This is a genomic window from Pseudomonas sp. SD17-1 (assembly GCF_029201585.1).
GTDB classification, from domain to species: domain Bacteria; phylum Pseudomonadota; class Gammaproteobacteria; order Pseudomonadales; family Pseudomonadaceae; genus Aquipseudomonas; species Aquipseudomonas palmensis.
In genome coordinates, this window is sequence record NZ_CP104044.1 from 2,721,474 (window position 1) to 2,735,857 (window position 14,384).

A 14,384-nucleotide genomic window follows, 5' to 3' on the forward strand; every position below is an offset into this window, starting at 1 on the left:
GTGGAGGTAACGGCGGCGTGGTCAGGGTTCCATGGGGGCACCCTCGGCACAGGTCTGCGTCAGTGGCCGTTGCATCTGCAGGTACAAGCCCTGCTCGCTAACTACCTCGAAGCCCAGGCGCGCATACAGCCGGCGCGCCGGGTTGAACGGCTCCACACTCAGGGCACAGCGCGTGTGCTGGCCGTCGGCCAGCGCGAGCACCGCAGCCAGCAGGGTGCTGCCCAGCCCCTTGCCCTGCCAGGCAGGCAGCAAGGCGATATCGACCACCCGCACTTCGCTGGCGTCCACCTGCAGGCACAACCTGCCGATCGGTTGCCCCTGGTGCTCCAGCAACAGGAATTCGGCCGAGCGATAGTGCAGGGCGTAGTGGCGTTGCTGCAGCTCGGCTTGGGCGTGCAGAAACGCGACCCGCTGCGCGTCGGTCCACCCTGGTGCGGCACGCACCTCTTCCCAGCGGCGCGTCACGAACAGCGCCCGCAGAAACCCGTCATCCGCCTCGGCCTGCAGGCGCAGGCCGGGAACGAACGACGATGGCAGCAGGCGGGCCAGGCGCTCGAGGCTAGTCATTGCGGATCGGGTACTCCCCTTCGACGCAGATGCAGTACGCCAGCGCCAGGTAGGGTTGCATCAGGTTGCGCTCGATGTTGCCGTTGCCAGTGCCGGCGTCAGTCATGCTGCCTTCGGCCAGCGTCTGCGTGGTGCCCACAGTGTTGTACAGGTTGATGTTGCGTGGCTGGGCCAGGTAGGTGGTGGTGCTCGGGATGTCGACCCTCTGGTCCGGCTCGGTACCATCGCGCGCGGTGAACCCATGGTTGTGTGGCGGGTAGTTCAAGGAATTGAGCGCTACCTTGTCGGCGCCAGCGGTACTGGCGAAGGCTGCGTTTGGCAACCCGGTACCCTGGCCGGCTCCCATCACCACACGACCATTGAGATTGGGCAGCATGAACGTGGTCTTGCCATCGCCGCCGAATCGGTTGCCGATCACCGAAAACAGCACGCTGTACTGCTGGATCAACAACGAACGCCCGTCGCAGGGAAGAAAATTCTGCGGCACGAAACTGTAGGGCAGAAGCCTGATTTCACCATAGAAAGCGTCCATGGAATGCTCTTTCCTTGATTCAGAGAGGGGTGGGCTTACTGCTGCGACGGGTAGATCCCGGCCAGCGCGATGATGTAGTTGAGCGCCATGCTGCCCATCAGGTTGGCATGTGGTTGCCCGCCGCCTGGCGCCACCGACACTGCCGCGGAGTTCAGTGTGACGTTGGGGTTGGTGCCGCCGTTGCTGTACAGCCCCTTGGTCGAGCTTTGCGCGGTGAACACCCCGAGCGTGCGCGAGGCCGGTGCCTGGGTGTCGACCGGCGAGGCGGCATCGGCCAACTGCGTGCTGGCGTAAAAGGTATGCGAGTGAGCGGGCATGTGTTGCACGCCAATGGTGGTCTGTGCACTGCCCATTGCCTGGCCCAGGTTGCGCTGCGTGAGGCCGGGGCCTGCGCCGGCGCCTACCGGTACCCGGCCGCGCAGGTCGGGCAGGGCGAAGGTGTTGACCCCATCACCGCCATAGGTGGTGCCCAACAGCGTGAACAACACCTGGTTCTGCTGGATCGACAACAGCTGGCCATTGCACAGTGCCCAGTCCTGTGGCTCGTAGTTGCCTGCGAACAGACGGATTTCCCCGATAAAGGCTTCAGACATGGTTCATTCCTTGATGTGAAGGAGCGTGTTCACGGGCGCGGTGGGTAAACGCCAACACTGGCGATGCAGTACTGCAGCACCAGCGAAGGCTGCATGTTGTCCAGGGGCTGTTGGGGTGGCGTGGGCTGAATCGTTGCCGGGTTGAGCGCTTGCTGCTTGCTACTGTCGAACTTGACGTAGGTGCTGCGCGAAGCGACCGGTGGGGTTGCCAGGTTGGCACTGGTGGCCGGGAACGCACCGGCCGGCCCGCTGTTGCCCAGGGCATCGGATACATAGACCTCATGGGTATGCTGGGCGAGTGCGGCGGCGGGCAGTGTTTCTTTCTCGGTGCCGGCTGACTGGCCCTGGGTATGATTGCTCAGGCCGGGGTCAGGGGTGCCGGTGCTGTTCCGGGCCAGCGCGGTGCGCCCGCGCAGGTCAGGCAGGGCAAACAGGTTGTTGCCGGAGCTGCCGAACTGGGTGCCGAGCAAGGAAAACAGTGCAGCGTTGGTTTGGGTGGATAACAGGCGTCCGTCGCACGGCAGCCAACCCTTGGGCACGAAGTTGTAAGGGAACAGGCGGATTTCACCCACGAAAGGTTCCATATGAACAAACCTCCATCATGTTTCTCAGGCACCAAAAAAAACCCACTTGCAGGCAAGTGAGTGACAATCACGGCAGAGCTGACTAGCTAGGTAAGGCGGTTATCGATCACGGCTTGTGGCCGTTCCAGCTTCCATCTGCGCTTCTTCATGAGCGTTCCTTCCATGGTTGCGATAACAGGCAGAGGGTCCGGCGAAGCGGCCCTCGGGAGGTGGGTTGATGCTAGGCGAGGTAGTGACGCATTGCCATCACTGAAAATGGGTATTTCGACGATTTTTTTCAAACGATTGTTTGACGCGGGGCGGCTGTCGGTAATCTGGCGCCAGACACACGTCGCGCCCGGTATTCATGGGCACCTGGCCGTGCCCTGTAGCCAGTGGCTGCGTGCTGTGGAAAGATCCGGGTTCTTTTCCGTGCCGCACTGACGAGCAAGCCATGATCGATTTCCACAATGTCACCGCCTACCAGCAGCACAACCGTGTGCTGGACGGTTTCTCCCTGCACATCGGTGCCGGCGAGAAGGTCGCCATCCTGGGCCCCAACGGGGCCGGCAAAAGCACCCTGCTCAAGCTGATCACCCGCGAGCTGTACCCGGTGGAGCGCGAAGGCAGCCACCTGAAGCTGTTCGGCAGCGACACCGTCAACCTGTGGGCACTGCGCAGTCGCCTGGGGTTCGTGTCCCAGGACCTGCAGGAAGACTACACCCCGCACACCCAGGCGCTGGATGTGGTGACGTCGGGCTTTTTCGGCGCCATCGGTGCCCATGGCCATCTGCAGCCCGATGACGAGCAACTGGCGCAGGCGCGTGCGCTGCTGGCCGAGGTGGAAATGGCCGGGTACGAAAGCACCATGTTCCAGCGCCTGTCCACCGGGCAGAAGCGCCGCCTGCTGCTGGCCCGCGCGCTGGTTCACCGGCCCAGTGCGCTGATTCTCGACGAGCCGGCCAACGGCCTGGACATGGGGGCGAGCCTGGGCATGCTGAGGTTGCTGCGCAGCTTCTGCGCCGAGGAGCACGCCATGATCATCACCACCCACCATATCGACGAGATCATCCCGGAGATCGAGCGTGTGGTGCTGCTTAGCCAGGGGCGCATCGTGGCCGACGGGCCCAAGGCCGAGGTGCTGACCAGCGCGGCACTGTCGCAGCTGTACCAGACGCAGCTGCGCATCAGCGAACAGGATGGCTGGTACCGTTGCTGGCACGCCTGAACCGGCCTGCGTGCGGCCGGCTCGGCGGGGTCAGGGCACAGGGTTGATGAACGGGCCGCCGGTGAACTGCACGAACAGCTGGCGGTACTCTTCGTTTTCCGGGTCGATGATCAGTGCCTGACGCAGGAACTCCAGCCCCTCGCGAGCGTTGTCCAGCTGGCAGCTGAGGGCAAAGGCCAGGTACAGGTGATAGGCGTTGAAGAAGTCGAACGACAGCGCCACCTTCACCAGGTGCAGGGCGCCGGTCAGGTCCTGGGCCCGCAGGCGCGTGCCGATCTCGTGATTCAACTGGGCGCCATCCTTGATCATCAGGTTCGCCAGGCCGACCTGCTTGCGCAGTACAACCGTATGGCCGTTGCCGACCTTGGAGTCGGTCTGCTCGACGCTTTCGACCAGCCAGTGCCCCAGCCCGACGTTGTTGATCAGGTTGACGGCCCGCAGCATGCTCTGCAGGGAGAACACCAGGTGATGGCCACGCCACAGGTGCGCGTCGATCGTGCTCATGTCGACGCGCTTTTCGTAGGCGTCGATCATCTGTTCCAGGGTGGTCAGCGCGCGGATGCGGTCGGTGGGCTCGGCGTTGCGGTTGGGGAAGATGCAGAAGAACACGCCACCGTCCTTCACCACCCGGGATGACTCCACGTAGGCCGCCAGCAGGTTGGGCACATGCTCGATGACGTGGGAAGTGATCAGGTAGTCGAAGGTCTGGTCGGCAAAGGGGATATCCAGGAAGTCGCCCAGCGCGTCGACCCTGGCGGGCTCGACGTGGTAGTTGGCCTGTTCCTGCTTGTAGTGCGTGTAGTCTTCCAGGTCCTGCGGGTACAGGAATGCCTCGCCATCGCAGGGGGCCAGGTTGATGCAGTCCGGCAGGTAGAACGCATTATGCGCGGCGGCACCGATCTCCAGGCCGCGGCCCTGACAGTATTTGCTGGCCAAGGCCATGCCTTTATGGTTCATCGACGCTTGCTTCCTCTGAAAAAATGCCTTGCGCAGGCTATCGGCAGGGCCGCGCAAGTATTGAGCCGGGTACGCAGCGCTCGCGTTCAAAGACTTCCCGCGCAGCGTGCAATAGAATACCCGGCGGGCGAACCCGGTTGGTTCGTCCAGTGCCGAAGCCTCTTGTGATTCGTGTAGGCATCAGGCTTCTTGCTGAATTGAAAATAGGCCACACATGCCAAGCGTTTCCCCGGAAGTACAAGCCAAAGAATGGCACAGCATGGTTTCCCAGTACCCATGCACGCTGACCCAATCGTTGCAGGGCCTTGTCGAGCGCAACAAGGTCATGCTGGCCGCGCGGTTCTATGAACACATGCTGGCCGACCCCAATGCTTCGCTGATCCTGTCCCACGACGAGGTCAAGAGCCGCCTGGGCAGTTCGATGCAGGCCTGGCTGGTGCGGGTCTATTCGGTGTCGCCCACCGATGACTGCATGCCGCTGGTTGCCCTGCAGAAGCAGGTGGGGGAAGTGCATGCGCGCATCGACGTGCCGCTGCACCTGGTGCTCAGTGGTGCGCGGCACCTGAAGAAGTTGCTGTTCCAGCTGATTCTCGAACAGCAGTGGGCCAGCGAGGCGCAGGCATTGCGCCTGGCCAGCGAAACCATGGACCTGGCCATGGAAATCATGAGCCACGCCTATTCGCGGTCCCATGACCGCAACTCGCGCAACGAGGAAGGCTACCGGCTGTTCTCGGTGCTGCAGAACATCAGCACCGAGCGCGAGCGTCAGCGCGGCGCCTTGCTGGACTGGGAAAACAGCCTGATGTTCGACCTGGCCATGGGCTCCAACGGCGTGAACCTGCCCAGGCTCGCGGCCTCTGATTTCGGCCTGTGGTTCCGTCACAAGGGCGCCTACGCCTTCCAGAACACCAGCGAAAGCGATCAGATCCTGAAGATCATCCGTCACATGGATGACGTGTTGCTGCCCATGTTTCTTGCCTCGATGCACGAGCAGGAGACGCGCATGCGCCTGCTGCGCGACATTCGCGACCAGACCAAGAGCCTGATGTTCAACCTCGACAACCTGTTCAACACCGCCAACGAGCTGGAAAGCGGCCGCGACGTGCTCACACGCATGCTCAACCGCAAGTTCCTGCCGGTGGTGATCGGCAACGAGATCGCCATCGCGCAGAAGACCGGGCAGACGTTTTCGGTGTTCTCGGTGGATATCGACAACTTCAAGTCGATCAACGACAACTTCGGTCACGAAGCCGGCGACGCGATTCTGCAGCAGATCGCCGAGATCCTCAGCAGCCACAGCCGCGCGGGGGACTACGTGTTCCGCATGGGGGGCGAGGAGTTCCTGATGATCCTGGTGGACATCGACAGCGCCAACGCCATGAAGGTGGCGCAGAAGTTGCGGCGCAAGGTCGAAGCGGAAAAGCTGCAACTGACCGAAGGCCGCAGGCACCAGGTCACCGTGAGCATCGGCATGGCCACCTACAACGGCCACCCCGACTACCAGCACCTGCTGCGACAGGCCGACCAGGCCATGTACCAGGCCAAGCAGGGCGGCCGGAACCGGGTGGTGGCGTACGGGGAACTGACCTCGCCGGAGTGACAGGCCAGGCCTGATGGAGGCGACGATGCACACGCCAAGGCGCCTCTGGCGCAGCGTTATGTGGTTGACAGTGCTGTGGCTGACGGCCAGTGGCGCGCTCGCCGCCGAGCGCGGCCACTGCGGGCGCCAGGCCGGCCCGCAGTGCCTGCACAGCTTCGCGTTGCCGGCAGGTGCAGGCCAGATGCATTACTACGCATCGCGCGCGCCAAGGCCCGGCGACCCCCACGGCCCGCAGACGGCACTGCTGATACTGCACGGGCATCCGCGCGATGTCGGGCGCAGCTTCGAGGCCGGCTTGCAGGCGGCACGTGCTGCGGGCCGGTTGCCGCGTACCCTGGTGGTGGCGCCGCTGTATCAGGTGGCGCCGGCGCAGGCCGGGCGTTGCAGCATGCCGGACACGCCCGGCGCTCAACCGGGCGACGCGCTGTGGAGCTGTGCCGGCTGGCTGGCGGGGGCTCCCTCGCTGGGCGCCCATCCGCTTGGCGCCTTTGCGGCACTGGACGCCTTGCTGGGCGAACTGGCCCGGCAGTGGCCGAGCCTGCGCAGTGTGACCCTGGTGGGGTTTTCGGCCGGTGCGCAGATGCTCCAGCACAGCATCGGTTTTGCCGCCGACCCGCCGGCGGGTGTGGCGCTGCGCTATGTGATCGCCGACCCGGGCAGCTGGCTGTACTTCGACCCGGTTCGCCCCGTGCGCCTGCGGGGCGAGCGAACGGTGCCGTGGGAGGCCTGTGGTACGGGGGGCTGCACCTGGCGCTTCGACGTGCCGGCGACGTCCCCGGCCTGTGCCTATGACCACTGGAAGTACGGCACCCAGTCGCTGCCTGGCTATCTGCCGCGTACCGGCGCGCAGGCCCGCGCACACTATGCGGCGGCCCAGGTCGATTACCTGGAAGGTGCCCTCGACAGCAGTGCCGACAAGGGTACGTTCTACCCGATTCTCGACAAATCCTGCGCGGCCATGTTGCAGGGGCCTTTCCGATTGCAGCGAGGGCTGGCGTATGCCGCCTATGAACAGGCCGTGCTCAAGCCGCGCACGCCCAGGCGCATGGTCATCGTGCCAGGTTGCGCGCATGACGTGGCCTGTGTACTGGGCGCCGATGCAGCGCGGCCCGTGCTGTTCGCGCCGCCGCCCTGAGCGTGCCGCAGCGCCACGGCAGGTCAGGAAAATAATTCAGGACCAGCCCATTTTTTTTCGCTTGTGCCAGCCCCTTCGTGCCCTAAGACTCGAGCAGGGCGACGACCGCCTGTTCCCGCGTCAGTACCGGGCTTGCGGGTTCGGGGGCGCGCGCCAACAGAATAACAATCACAAGGTTGGAGGTGCTCGTGAGTGACTACGCTGCTGTGCCAGATGAAAGCGGCCATATCGATGTACCGGGTGGGAAGGTCTGGTACCGGCTCAACCGCTCGGCCAACAGCGGTGCCGTGCCGCTGATCGTGCTGCATGGCGGCCCCGGCAACTCCCATGACTACCTGCTGCCGCTGCTCGAACTGGTGCCTGACCGCAGCGTGGTGCTGTACGACCAGCTCGATTGCGGACGCTCGCAGCGGGTGGGCGACACACGCAACTGGACGCTGGAGCGTTTTACCGACGAGATAGATGCCGTTCGCGAGCACCTGGGCCTGGGCCAGGTGCATCTGTTTGCCAGCTCGTGGGGCTGCAGCATCGCCATCAACTATGCGGCCCGGCAGCCGGCCGGGCTGTGCTCGCTGGCGCTGTCGGGGCCGTTGGTCGATGCCAAGCGCTGGATGGCGGACTGCGAGCGATTGAAGGCGCAGTTGCCCGACCACCTGCAGGCGGTGATGCGCCGGTGCGAGGCGCAGCGCGACTTCACCAGCCCCGAGTACCTGGAGGCGGTCAACGCGTTCTATGTGCGTCACCTGTGCCGCGTGCAGCCCTGGCCGCAGATCGTGGTCGACACGATGGACAATTGCGCGACCGAACTGTACGGCTACATGTGGGGCCCCACCGAGTTCTTCGGCACCGGCACACTGGCGGACCTGGACCTGACCCCGAAGCTGGCGTCGATCGAGGTGCCCACGCTGTTCATGTGCGGGGCCCACGACGAAGGCACCCCCGAATCGGGCCGGGCCTTCGCGGCGATGGTCAGGGGCGCCGAGTTCTGCTGCATACCCGAGGCCTCCCACATGCCGCATATCGAAAACCCCGAACCCTTCTTCAGGCACCTGCGCGCCTTCATTGCCAAGGCGACCCCGCGCACCTGAATGCCGTCGGGTCGATGCACAGCCAGGGCGGCACCGCTGGGGATCATTCCGCCGACGACTGATTGCATGCGCAATGGTCGCTTGTTCGCCTGGTGGCCCACTTTGATACTTGCCCCTTGCAGGAAGCAGCCCCGGTACAGCGCACGCAGCCCCGCGCGCGCTGTACCGACCCTTGAAGTCATGGATAAAACTATAAAAAACAAGTCGACCCAGGCCCCTGGCGAAACAGGGGGTTGCGCCTCGACGATCTATTGCTTCGGAGATTGCCCATGTCGATTGCCAATGCGTCAGACACCCCCAGTACACAAGACCCGGAGCAGGCAGGGCTCAAACGGGTACTGAGCTTTTCCGATGTGCTCGCCTACGGCCTGCTGTATTTCGTGCCCATCGCCCCGGTCAGCGTGTTCGGGCTTATCTACAACACCTCCGCCGGCATGGTGGCGCTGGTGTACCTGGTGGCCGCCGTCGCGATGATCTTCAGCGCCATCAGCTACAGCCAGATGGCCAGGAAGATCCCCCTGGCCGGCTCGGTCTATTCCTATGTCACCCACGGCACCAACAGCAGCCTGGGCTTCGTGGCCGGCTGGGCGATTCTGCTCGATTACCTGCTGCTGCCGGCACTGCTGGCGGTGCTGGGGGCGGCGGCGCTGTCGGCGCAGTTCCCGCAGGTGCCGACCACGGTGTGGCTGGTCACCTTCGTTGCGGTGCCCACGGCGGTCAACCTGATGGGCATCGAGATGAATGCCAGGTTGAGCAAGGTGCTGCTGCTGATCCAGCTGGTGGTGCTGTTTCTGTTCGCCGCCTTTGCCACCTCTCGCATCATCGAACTCAAGCCGACCCTGGAGCACTTCATCGCGCCGTTCTACAACCGCTCCGACTTCTCCATGGCCATGGTGTTCGCCGCCGTACCGATTGCAGCCCTCAGCTACATCGGATTCGACGCGGTGTCGACCCTGAACGAAGAGGCCAAGGGGGGCGGGGATACGGTCTCCAGGGCCACGATGATGCTGCTGGTGCTGGTCACGGTGCTGTTCGTGGGGCAGGTGTACCTGGCGGCAGTGTTCGTGCCGCTGGGCACGGTGTACCAGGGCGCCGCTGCCGACACTGCGTTCTATACCCTCAGTGCCGAGATCGTCGGGGCCTGGTTTCTGCCGGTGATCACCCTGACCAGCGGCATCATCGCGCTGATGGCCAACACCCTGGTGTCCCAGGCGACCACGGCGCGGGTGCTGTTCAGCATGTCGCGGGACAAGCGCCTGCCCGCGTACCTGAGCCGCATCAGTGCCCGCACCAACGTGCCTGCCAACGCCATCGTCACGGTTGCGCTGGTTTCGTTCGTGGTGGCGTTCGCCGGGGCCGGCTACCTGGATGTGATGGTGACCCTGGTCACGTTCGGCGCGCTGACCGCCTACATCCTGTTGCACGTGTCGGTGATGATCTACTTCAGGAAGATCGGCCAGGCGCAGCTGTTCAGCCATGGGGTGTCCCCGGTGCTGGGCGTGCTGCTGTTGAGCTATGCGCTGTGGAGCACCAACGTGCACGCCAAGGTGCTGGGCGCCGCCTGGATGCTCGGCGGCCTGCTGATTGCCTGGGTGATGCGCCGGCGGGGGGCGCCCTCGCTGACCTGGACGGACTGACTGCACGCTGCTGCCCATGCATCGCCTGGAACAATGCCCGCTCATGCGGGCATTTTTATTGAAAATAAATTCAGTAACGGCCTTGATCGTTATTGAAGATATTTTCAGTATCGCCTAGGATTGCCCCAGCCTGACAAGAACAAGACGGGGTATTGCAGTGACACGACTCAAAGACAGGGCCTATTGGCTCGACAAGGCAGCAACGTTGCCGCTGGAGGGCAGGGCATTCATCGACGGGCGCTATGTGGACGCGCAAGACGGGGCGACCTTCTGCACCCGCAGCCCGGTTGACGACGCCGTGCTCGCGGCGGTGGCCCAGTGCGCGAAGGCCGATGTGAACCTGGCCGTGGCTGCTGCGCGGCGCAGCTTCGAGGCCGGCGTGTGGAGCGAGCTGGCGGCCCGCGAGCGCAAGGCGGTGCTGCTGAGGTGGGCCGCACTGCTCGAGGCGCATACCGACGAGCTGGCGCTGCTGGAGACCCTGGACAGCGGCAAGCCGATTGCCGATACCATCGGTGCCGACCTGCCGGGCACGATCTACTGCCTGCGCTGGTTTGCCGAACTGATCGACAAGGTGCACGGCGAGGTGCCGGCCACCGACCCGCAATTCTTCGGCACCGTGACCCAGCAGCCGCTGGGCGTGGTGGCGGCGGTGGTGCCCTGGAACTACCCGCTGCTGATGGCCGCCTGGAAGTTCGCCCCGGCCCTGGCAGCCGGCAACAGCGTGCTGCTCAAGCCGTCGGAGAAAACCCCGTTGAGCGCCTTGCGCATCGCCGCCCTGGCGATGGAAGCGGGTGTGCCGGCGGGGGTATTCAACGTGCTCCCCGGTGATGGCGCGGTGGGACGCGAGCTGAGCCTGCATGGCGACGTCGACTGTATCGCCTTCACCGGCTCCGGCGCGGTGGGGCGGCAGATCGCGCAGAACGCCGCCGCCTCCAATCTCAAGCGTGTATGGCTGGAGCTGGGCGGCAAGTCGGCCAACATCGTCATGGCCGATTGCGCGGATCTCACCCAGGCCGCGCAGTCGGCAGCGGCGGCGATCTTCGCCAACATGGGCCAGGTGTGCAGCGCCGGGTCGCGTCTGCTGGTGCAGCGCTCGGTGATCGAGCCGCTGTTGCGCGAACTGCTCGTGGCCACCGACAGCTACTACCCGGGGCACCCCCTGGACCCGGCCAGCGTCACGGGTGCGATCATCGACGCGGTGCAGTTCGAGCGCGTCCAGCGCTACATCGAAACAGGCCGGCACGAGGCGCAGTTGCTCAAGGGCGGCCAGGCGCTCTCGCCGGTGGGGGCAGGCGCCTACCTGGAGCCGACGATCTTCCTTGCCCCGGACGCAACGGCGCGTATCGCCAACGAGGAAATCTTCGGCCCGGTGCTGGTGGTGATTCCCTTCGACACCCTCGATGAGGCCATCGCCATCGCCAACCAGACCGAGTTCGGCCTGGCGGCGGCGGTGTGGTCATCCGACCTTGGGACCATTCACCGCGCCACCCGCCAGCTCAGGGCCGGCACGGTGTGGGTCAACTGCTATGACGATCTGGTGGACATGAACTTCCCGTTTGGCGGGTTCAAGGAGTCCGGCAATGGCCGGGACAATTCGGCCCATGCGCTGGGCAAGTACACCGAATTGAAATCCACCATCCTGCGCTGCCGTTGAGGTCAACCCCATGCAAAACACGCTTTCAGCCTTGAACCCGCAACAATGGACCGTGCCACTGCCCATCGAGTACGGCCCGGGTGCGCGTCATCACCTGGCCAGGCTGTGCCGGGACTTCAACATCAGCCGACCGATCATCATCACCGACCAGGGCTCGCTGCGCCTGCCCTTCGTGGATGAACTGCAGCGCAGCCTGACCGAGGCGGGGCTTGCCTGCGGCCTGTACGGCGGCATCGAGCCCAACCCCACCGACCAGTCGGTACTGGCCGGTGCCGCAGCCTATCGGGCCTGGGGCGCCGACGGCATCATCGCGCTGGGGGGCGGCAGTGGCCTGGACGGCGGCAAGGCGGTGGCCCTGGTCGCCCGTCAGCAGCGCAGCGAGCTGTGGGCCTTCGACTTCGACAAGCCGGTGCCGGCAAGTTTCAGTGCGGCGGACTTTGCGCCGGTGATCGCGATTCCCACCACCGCCGGCACCGGCGCCGAAACCGAGAGCACCGCGATGCTCACCGACACCGGGCGCGGCATCAAGGGCTGCGTGTGGCACCCACGGGCGCGCCCGGCGGCGGTGATCCTGGACCCGGAGCTGACCCAGAGCCTGCCGGCCAACCTGACCGCATGGACCGGGTGCGATGCGATCATCCATGCCCTGGAAGCCTACTTCGTGCCCAGCTTCAACCCGCTCAGCGATGGCGCCGCGTTGCAGGCATTGACGCTGCTGTGGGGCTCGATCGACACCGCCGTCGAACGCGGTCACGACCTGGAGGCGCGGGGCAACATGCTGATCGGCTCGTGCCTGGCCGGCGTGGCGTTTCTCAAGGGCCTGGGGCTGGTGCACGCACTGAGCCATATGGTGGGCGCCACCTACAACACCCACCATGGGTTGACCAACGCGGTCATCCTGCCGGTGGTGCTGCGCTACAACCAGGCGCAGATCACCCCGCGCCTGATGCCGGTGGCGCAGGCCCTGGGCTTGCCGGACGCCGAGTTCGAGACCTTCTACAACGCCGTGTGCGCCTTGCTCGACCGCCTGGAGATTCCCAGGTCGCTGGCCGAGCTCGGGGTCCGCCAGGCCGATGTCGGCGCCGTGGCACGCAAGGCCATGGGCGACCCGGCGCGGCTGACCAACCCGCGCGACAGCACCCAGGCACAACTGGAGGCGCTGTTGACCCAGGCGATCAACCACGCCCGCGATTGATGAACCCGCTGTTTTCCGCTTAGCCGTGCAACCAGACCAATAAAAAAAGGTGCAACTGCCATGTCTGCCTCCCACTCGGCGTCCAAGGGACGCCTGAACCTTGAAACACGCTCCATCGATTACGTCCCGCTCGCAGAGCGCCACGGCAAGGCGTGGCACCTGTGGCCCATCTGGTTCTGCGGGGAAGCGCACCTGACCACCCTGGCGGTGGGCATCATCGGGGTCGGCATGGGCGCCAACCTGTTCTGGTCGGCGGTGGCGATCTTCCTGGGCTGCGCCTTCGGCACGCTGTTCATGGCCGGCCATTCCACCCAGGGCCCGCAGATGGGCCTGCCGCAACTGATCCAGTCGCGCCCGCAGTTCGGCTACCTGGGCGCGTTGCTGGTGTATGTGGTGGCCATCGCCACCTACGTGGGCTACAACGCCTTCAACCAGTTGCTGGTGGGCCAGACGCTGCACGAACTGTTCGACGTTCCCGAAAACGGCTCGGCCATCGCCTTCTCGCTGCTGGCGATCGTCATGGCGATTGCCGGCTACAACACCTTCCACAAGGTGCAGCGGCTGCTGGCGTTCGTGCTGATCGCGGTGATGCTGGTGTTCACCGTGGGGCTGTTCTTCTTCGTCAAGCTGCCAGCCGATCAGCTGAGCGTCTCGGACTTCAAGGCAACGCCGTTCCTGGCGCAGTTCTTCGTGGCCGCCGCGTATCAGCTGAGCTGGGCGATCTACGTGTCGGACTACTCGCGCTACCTGCCGGCCAATGTCAGCGTGCGCTCGTCGTTCTGGTGGACCTACATGGGCGCGATGATCGGCGGGGTGTGGATGATGCTGATCGGCGCCCTGGCCGCGGCACTGAGCCCGGGGCAGAACCTGGCCAAGGGCCTGGTGATGCTGGGCAACACACTGTTCGGCGGCTTCGGCGAATGCCTGCTGATCCTGGCGGTGCTGAGCCTGGTGACCAGCGCGGCGCAGAACTTCTACGGCGCCTCGATCACCTTGCTGAGTATCGCCGACACGGTGAAGACCCAGACCTCCACCTTGTTCAAGCGCATCGTTTCGATGTTGCTGGTGGGCGGGACCGCGATCGCCATCGCGATGACCGCATCGGACAACTTCGTGAAGGACTTCGGCGACTTCCTGGCCATCCTGCTGTACCTGTTCACCCCGTGGACGGCGATCAACCTGGTGGACTTCTACAAGGTACGCCACGGCAAGTTCTCGATTACCGAGATCTTCAAGCCCAACGGGATCTACGGGCGCTGGAACTGGCGCGGCATCGGCGCCTACGTGGCAGGCTTCGTGGCCATGCTGCCGTTCTCCAGCACCGGGCTGTATACCGGCTACGTGACCACGCTTCTCGATGGCGCCGACATCAGCATGCTGGTGGGCCTGGTGGTGTCGGCGCTGGTCTACGGGTGGCTGTGCCGCACCCAGGACATCGCGGCGGAGCTGTCGCGCATCGATGAACTGGACAAGGACCTGGAGCGCGGCCTGAGCGCCAACTGAGCCTGTCGACGATTGCCCCGGCGTGCGCAACGCACGCCGGGGCAATCGCCATTTCCTGTCACTTGCCCGGGCAAAAGTTGCTAAATTGTCGCCTCGCTTGGCGACTGAGATGTAGCCGCTGTCCGGAGACCG

The 14,384-nt window shown here is 64.7% G+C and carries 13 protein-coding genes; 8 read left to right on the forward strand and 5 right to left on the reverse strand.

Annotation, left to right across the window (positions count from 1 at the left end; all coding sequences use genetic code 11):
* Positions 1 to 21: 21 nt before the first annotated feature.
* Genes N0B28_RS12360 through N0B28_RS12375 form a run of 4 tightly spaced genes read right to left on the reverse strand, consistent with a single transcriptional unit; the run spans position 22 to position 2,276 of the window.
* Positions 22 to 567: a GNAT family N-acetyltransferase gene (locus N0B28_RS12360; RefSeq protein WP_058540207.1), complete on the reverse strand. Its 546-nt coding sequence runs from the start codon at positions 565 to 567 to the stop codon at positions 22 to 24.
* Positions 560 to 1,099, reverse strand: coding sequence for a tail fiber protein (locus N0B28_RS12365; protein ID WP_043861237.1), 540 nt, complete (start codon positions 1,097 to 1,099; stop codon positions 560 to 562). Before N0B28_RS12365 ends, N0B28_RS12360 begins: the two co-directional genes overlap by 8 nt.
* A 35-nt stretch (positions 1,100 to 1,134) precedes the next feature.
* Entirely contained in the window at positions 1,135 to 1,692 is a 558-nt protein-coding gene (locus tag N0B28_RS12370) for a tail fiber protein (RefSeq protein WP_058540206.1), read from the reverse strand.
* Between the two features lie 29 nt (positions 1,693 to 1,721).
* Entirely contained in the window at positions 1,722 to 2,276 is a 555-nt protein-coding gene (locus tag N0B28_RS12375; protein ID WP_054914486.1) for a tail fiber protein, read from the reverse strand.
* Between the two features lie 433 nt (positions 2,277 to 2,709).
* On the opposite strand from N0B28_RS12375, the gene N0B28_RS12380 reads away from it, so the two are divergent.
* Positions 2,710 to 3,483 (forward strand): ATP-binding cassette domain-containing protein, encoded by a 774-nt coding sequence (locus N0B28_RS12380; RefSeq protein WP_275731944.1) that lies wholly within the window; start codon positions 2,710 to 2,712, stop codon positions 3,481 to 3,483.
* Between the two features lie 30 nt (positions 3,484 to 3,513).
* Here the strand turns inward: N0B28_RS12380 and N0B28_RS12385 are convergent, their stop codons facing one another.
* Positions 3,514 to 4,440: a methyltransferase domain-containing protein gene (locus N0B28_RS12385; protein WP_229590118.1), complete on the reverse strand. Its 927-nt coding sequence runs from the start codon at positions 4,438 to 4,440 to the stop codon at positions 3,514 to 3,516.
* A gap of 259 nt (positions 4,441 to 4,699) precedes the next feature.
* Between N0B28_RS12385 and N0B28_RS12390 the strand changes: the two genes are divergently transcribed.
* The 7 genes from N0B28_RS12390 to N0B28_RS12420 all read left to right on the forward strand — a co-directional run bounded on the left by N0B28_RS12390 (position 4,700) and on the right by N0B28_RS12420 (position 14,252).
* Positions 4,700 to 6,040 carry a diguanylate cyclase gene (locus N0B28_RS12390; protein WP_173925049.1) on the forward strand — a complete coding sequence of 447 codons (1,341 nt, stop codon included), beginning with the start codon at positions 4,700 to 4,702 and terminating at the stop codon, positions 6,038 to 6,040.
* Between the two features lie 58 nt (positions 6,041 to 6,098).
* Positions 6,099 to 7,175 (forward strand): hypothetical protein, encoded by a 1,077-nt coding sequence (locus N0B28_RS12395; RefSeq protein ID WP_275731946.1) that lies wholly within the window; start codon positions 6,099 to 6,101, stop codon positions 7,173 to 7,175.
* A 188-nt stretch (positions 7,176 to 7,363) separates the two neighbouring features.
* Entirely contained in the window at positions 7,364 to 8,263 is a 900-nt protein-coding gene (locus N0B28_RS12400) for a proline iminopeptidase-family hydrolase (protein ID WP_054914489.1), read from the forward strand.
* 269 nt (positions 8,264 to 8,532) lie between these two features.
* Positions 8,533 to 9,900 (forward strand): APC family permease, encoded by a 1,368-nt coding sequence (locus tag N0B28_RS12405; protein WP_275731947.1) that lies wholly within the window; start codon positions 8,533 to 8,535, stop codon positions 9,898 to 9,900.
* A 157-nt stretch (positions 9,901 to 10,057) separates the two neighbouring features.
* Entirely contained in the window at positions 10,058 to 11,554 is a 1,497-nt protein-coding gene (locus N0B28_RS12410; RefSeq protein WP_275731949.1) for an aldehyde dehydrogenase family protein, read from the forward strand.
* Positions 11,555 to 11,564: 10 nt separating this feature from the next.
* Positions 11,565 to 12,749 carry an iron-containing alcohol dehydrogenase gene (locus N0B28_RS12415; RefSeq protein WP_236176253.1) on the forward strand — a complete coding sequence of 395 codons (1,185 nt, stop codon included), beginning with the start codon at positions 11,565 to 11,567 and terminating at the stop codon, positions 12,747 to 12,749.
* Between the two features lie 60 nt (positions 12,750 to 12,809).
* The gene (locus N0B28_RS12420; protein WP_043861246.1) at positions 12,810 to 14,252 is read left to right on the forward strand and encodes a cytosine permease; all 1,443 of its coding nucleotides are present in this window, start codon (positions 12,810 to 12,812) and stop codon (positions 14,250 to 14,252) included.
* Positions 14,253 to 14,384 lie beyond the last annotated feature (132 nt).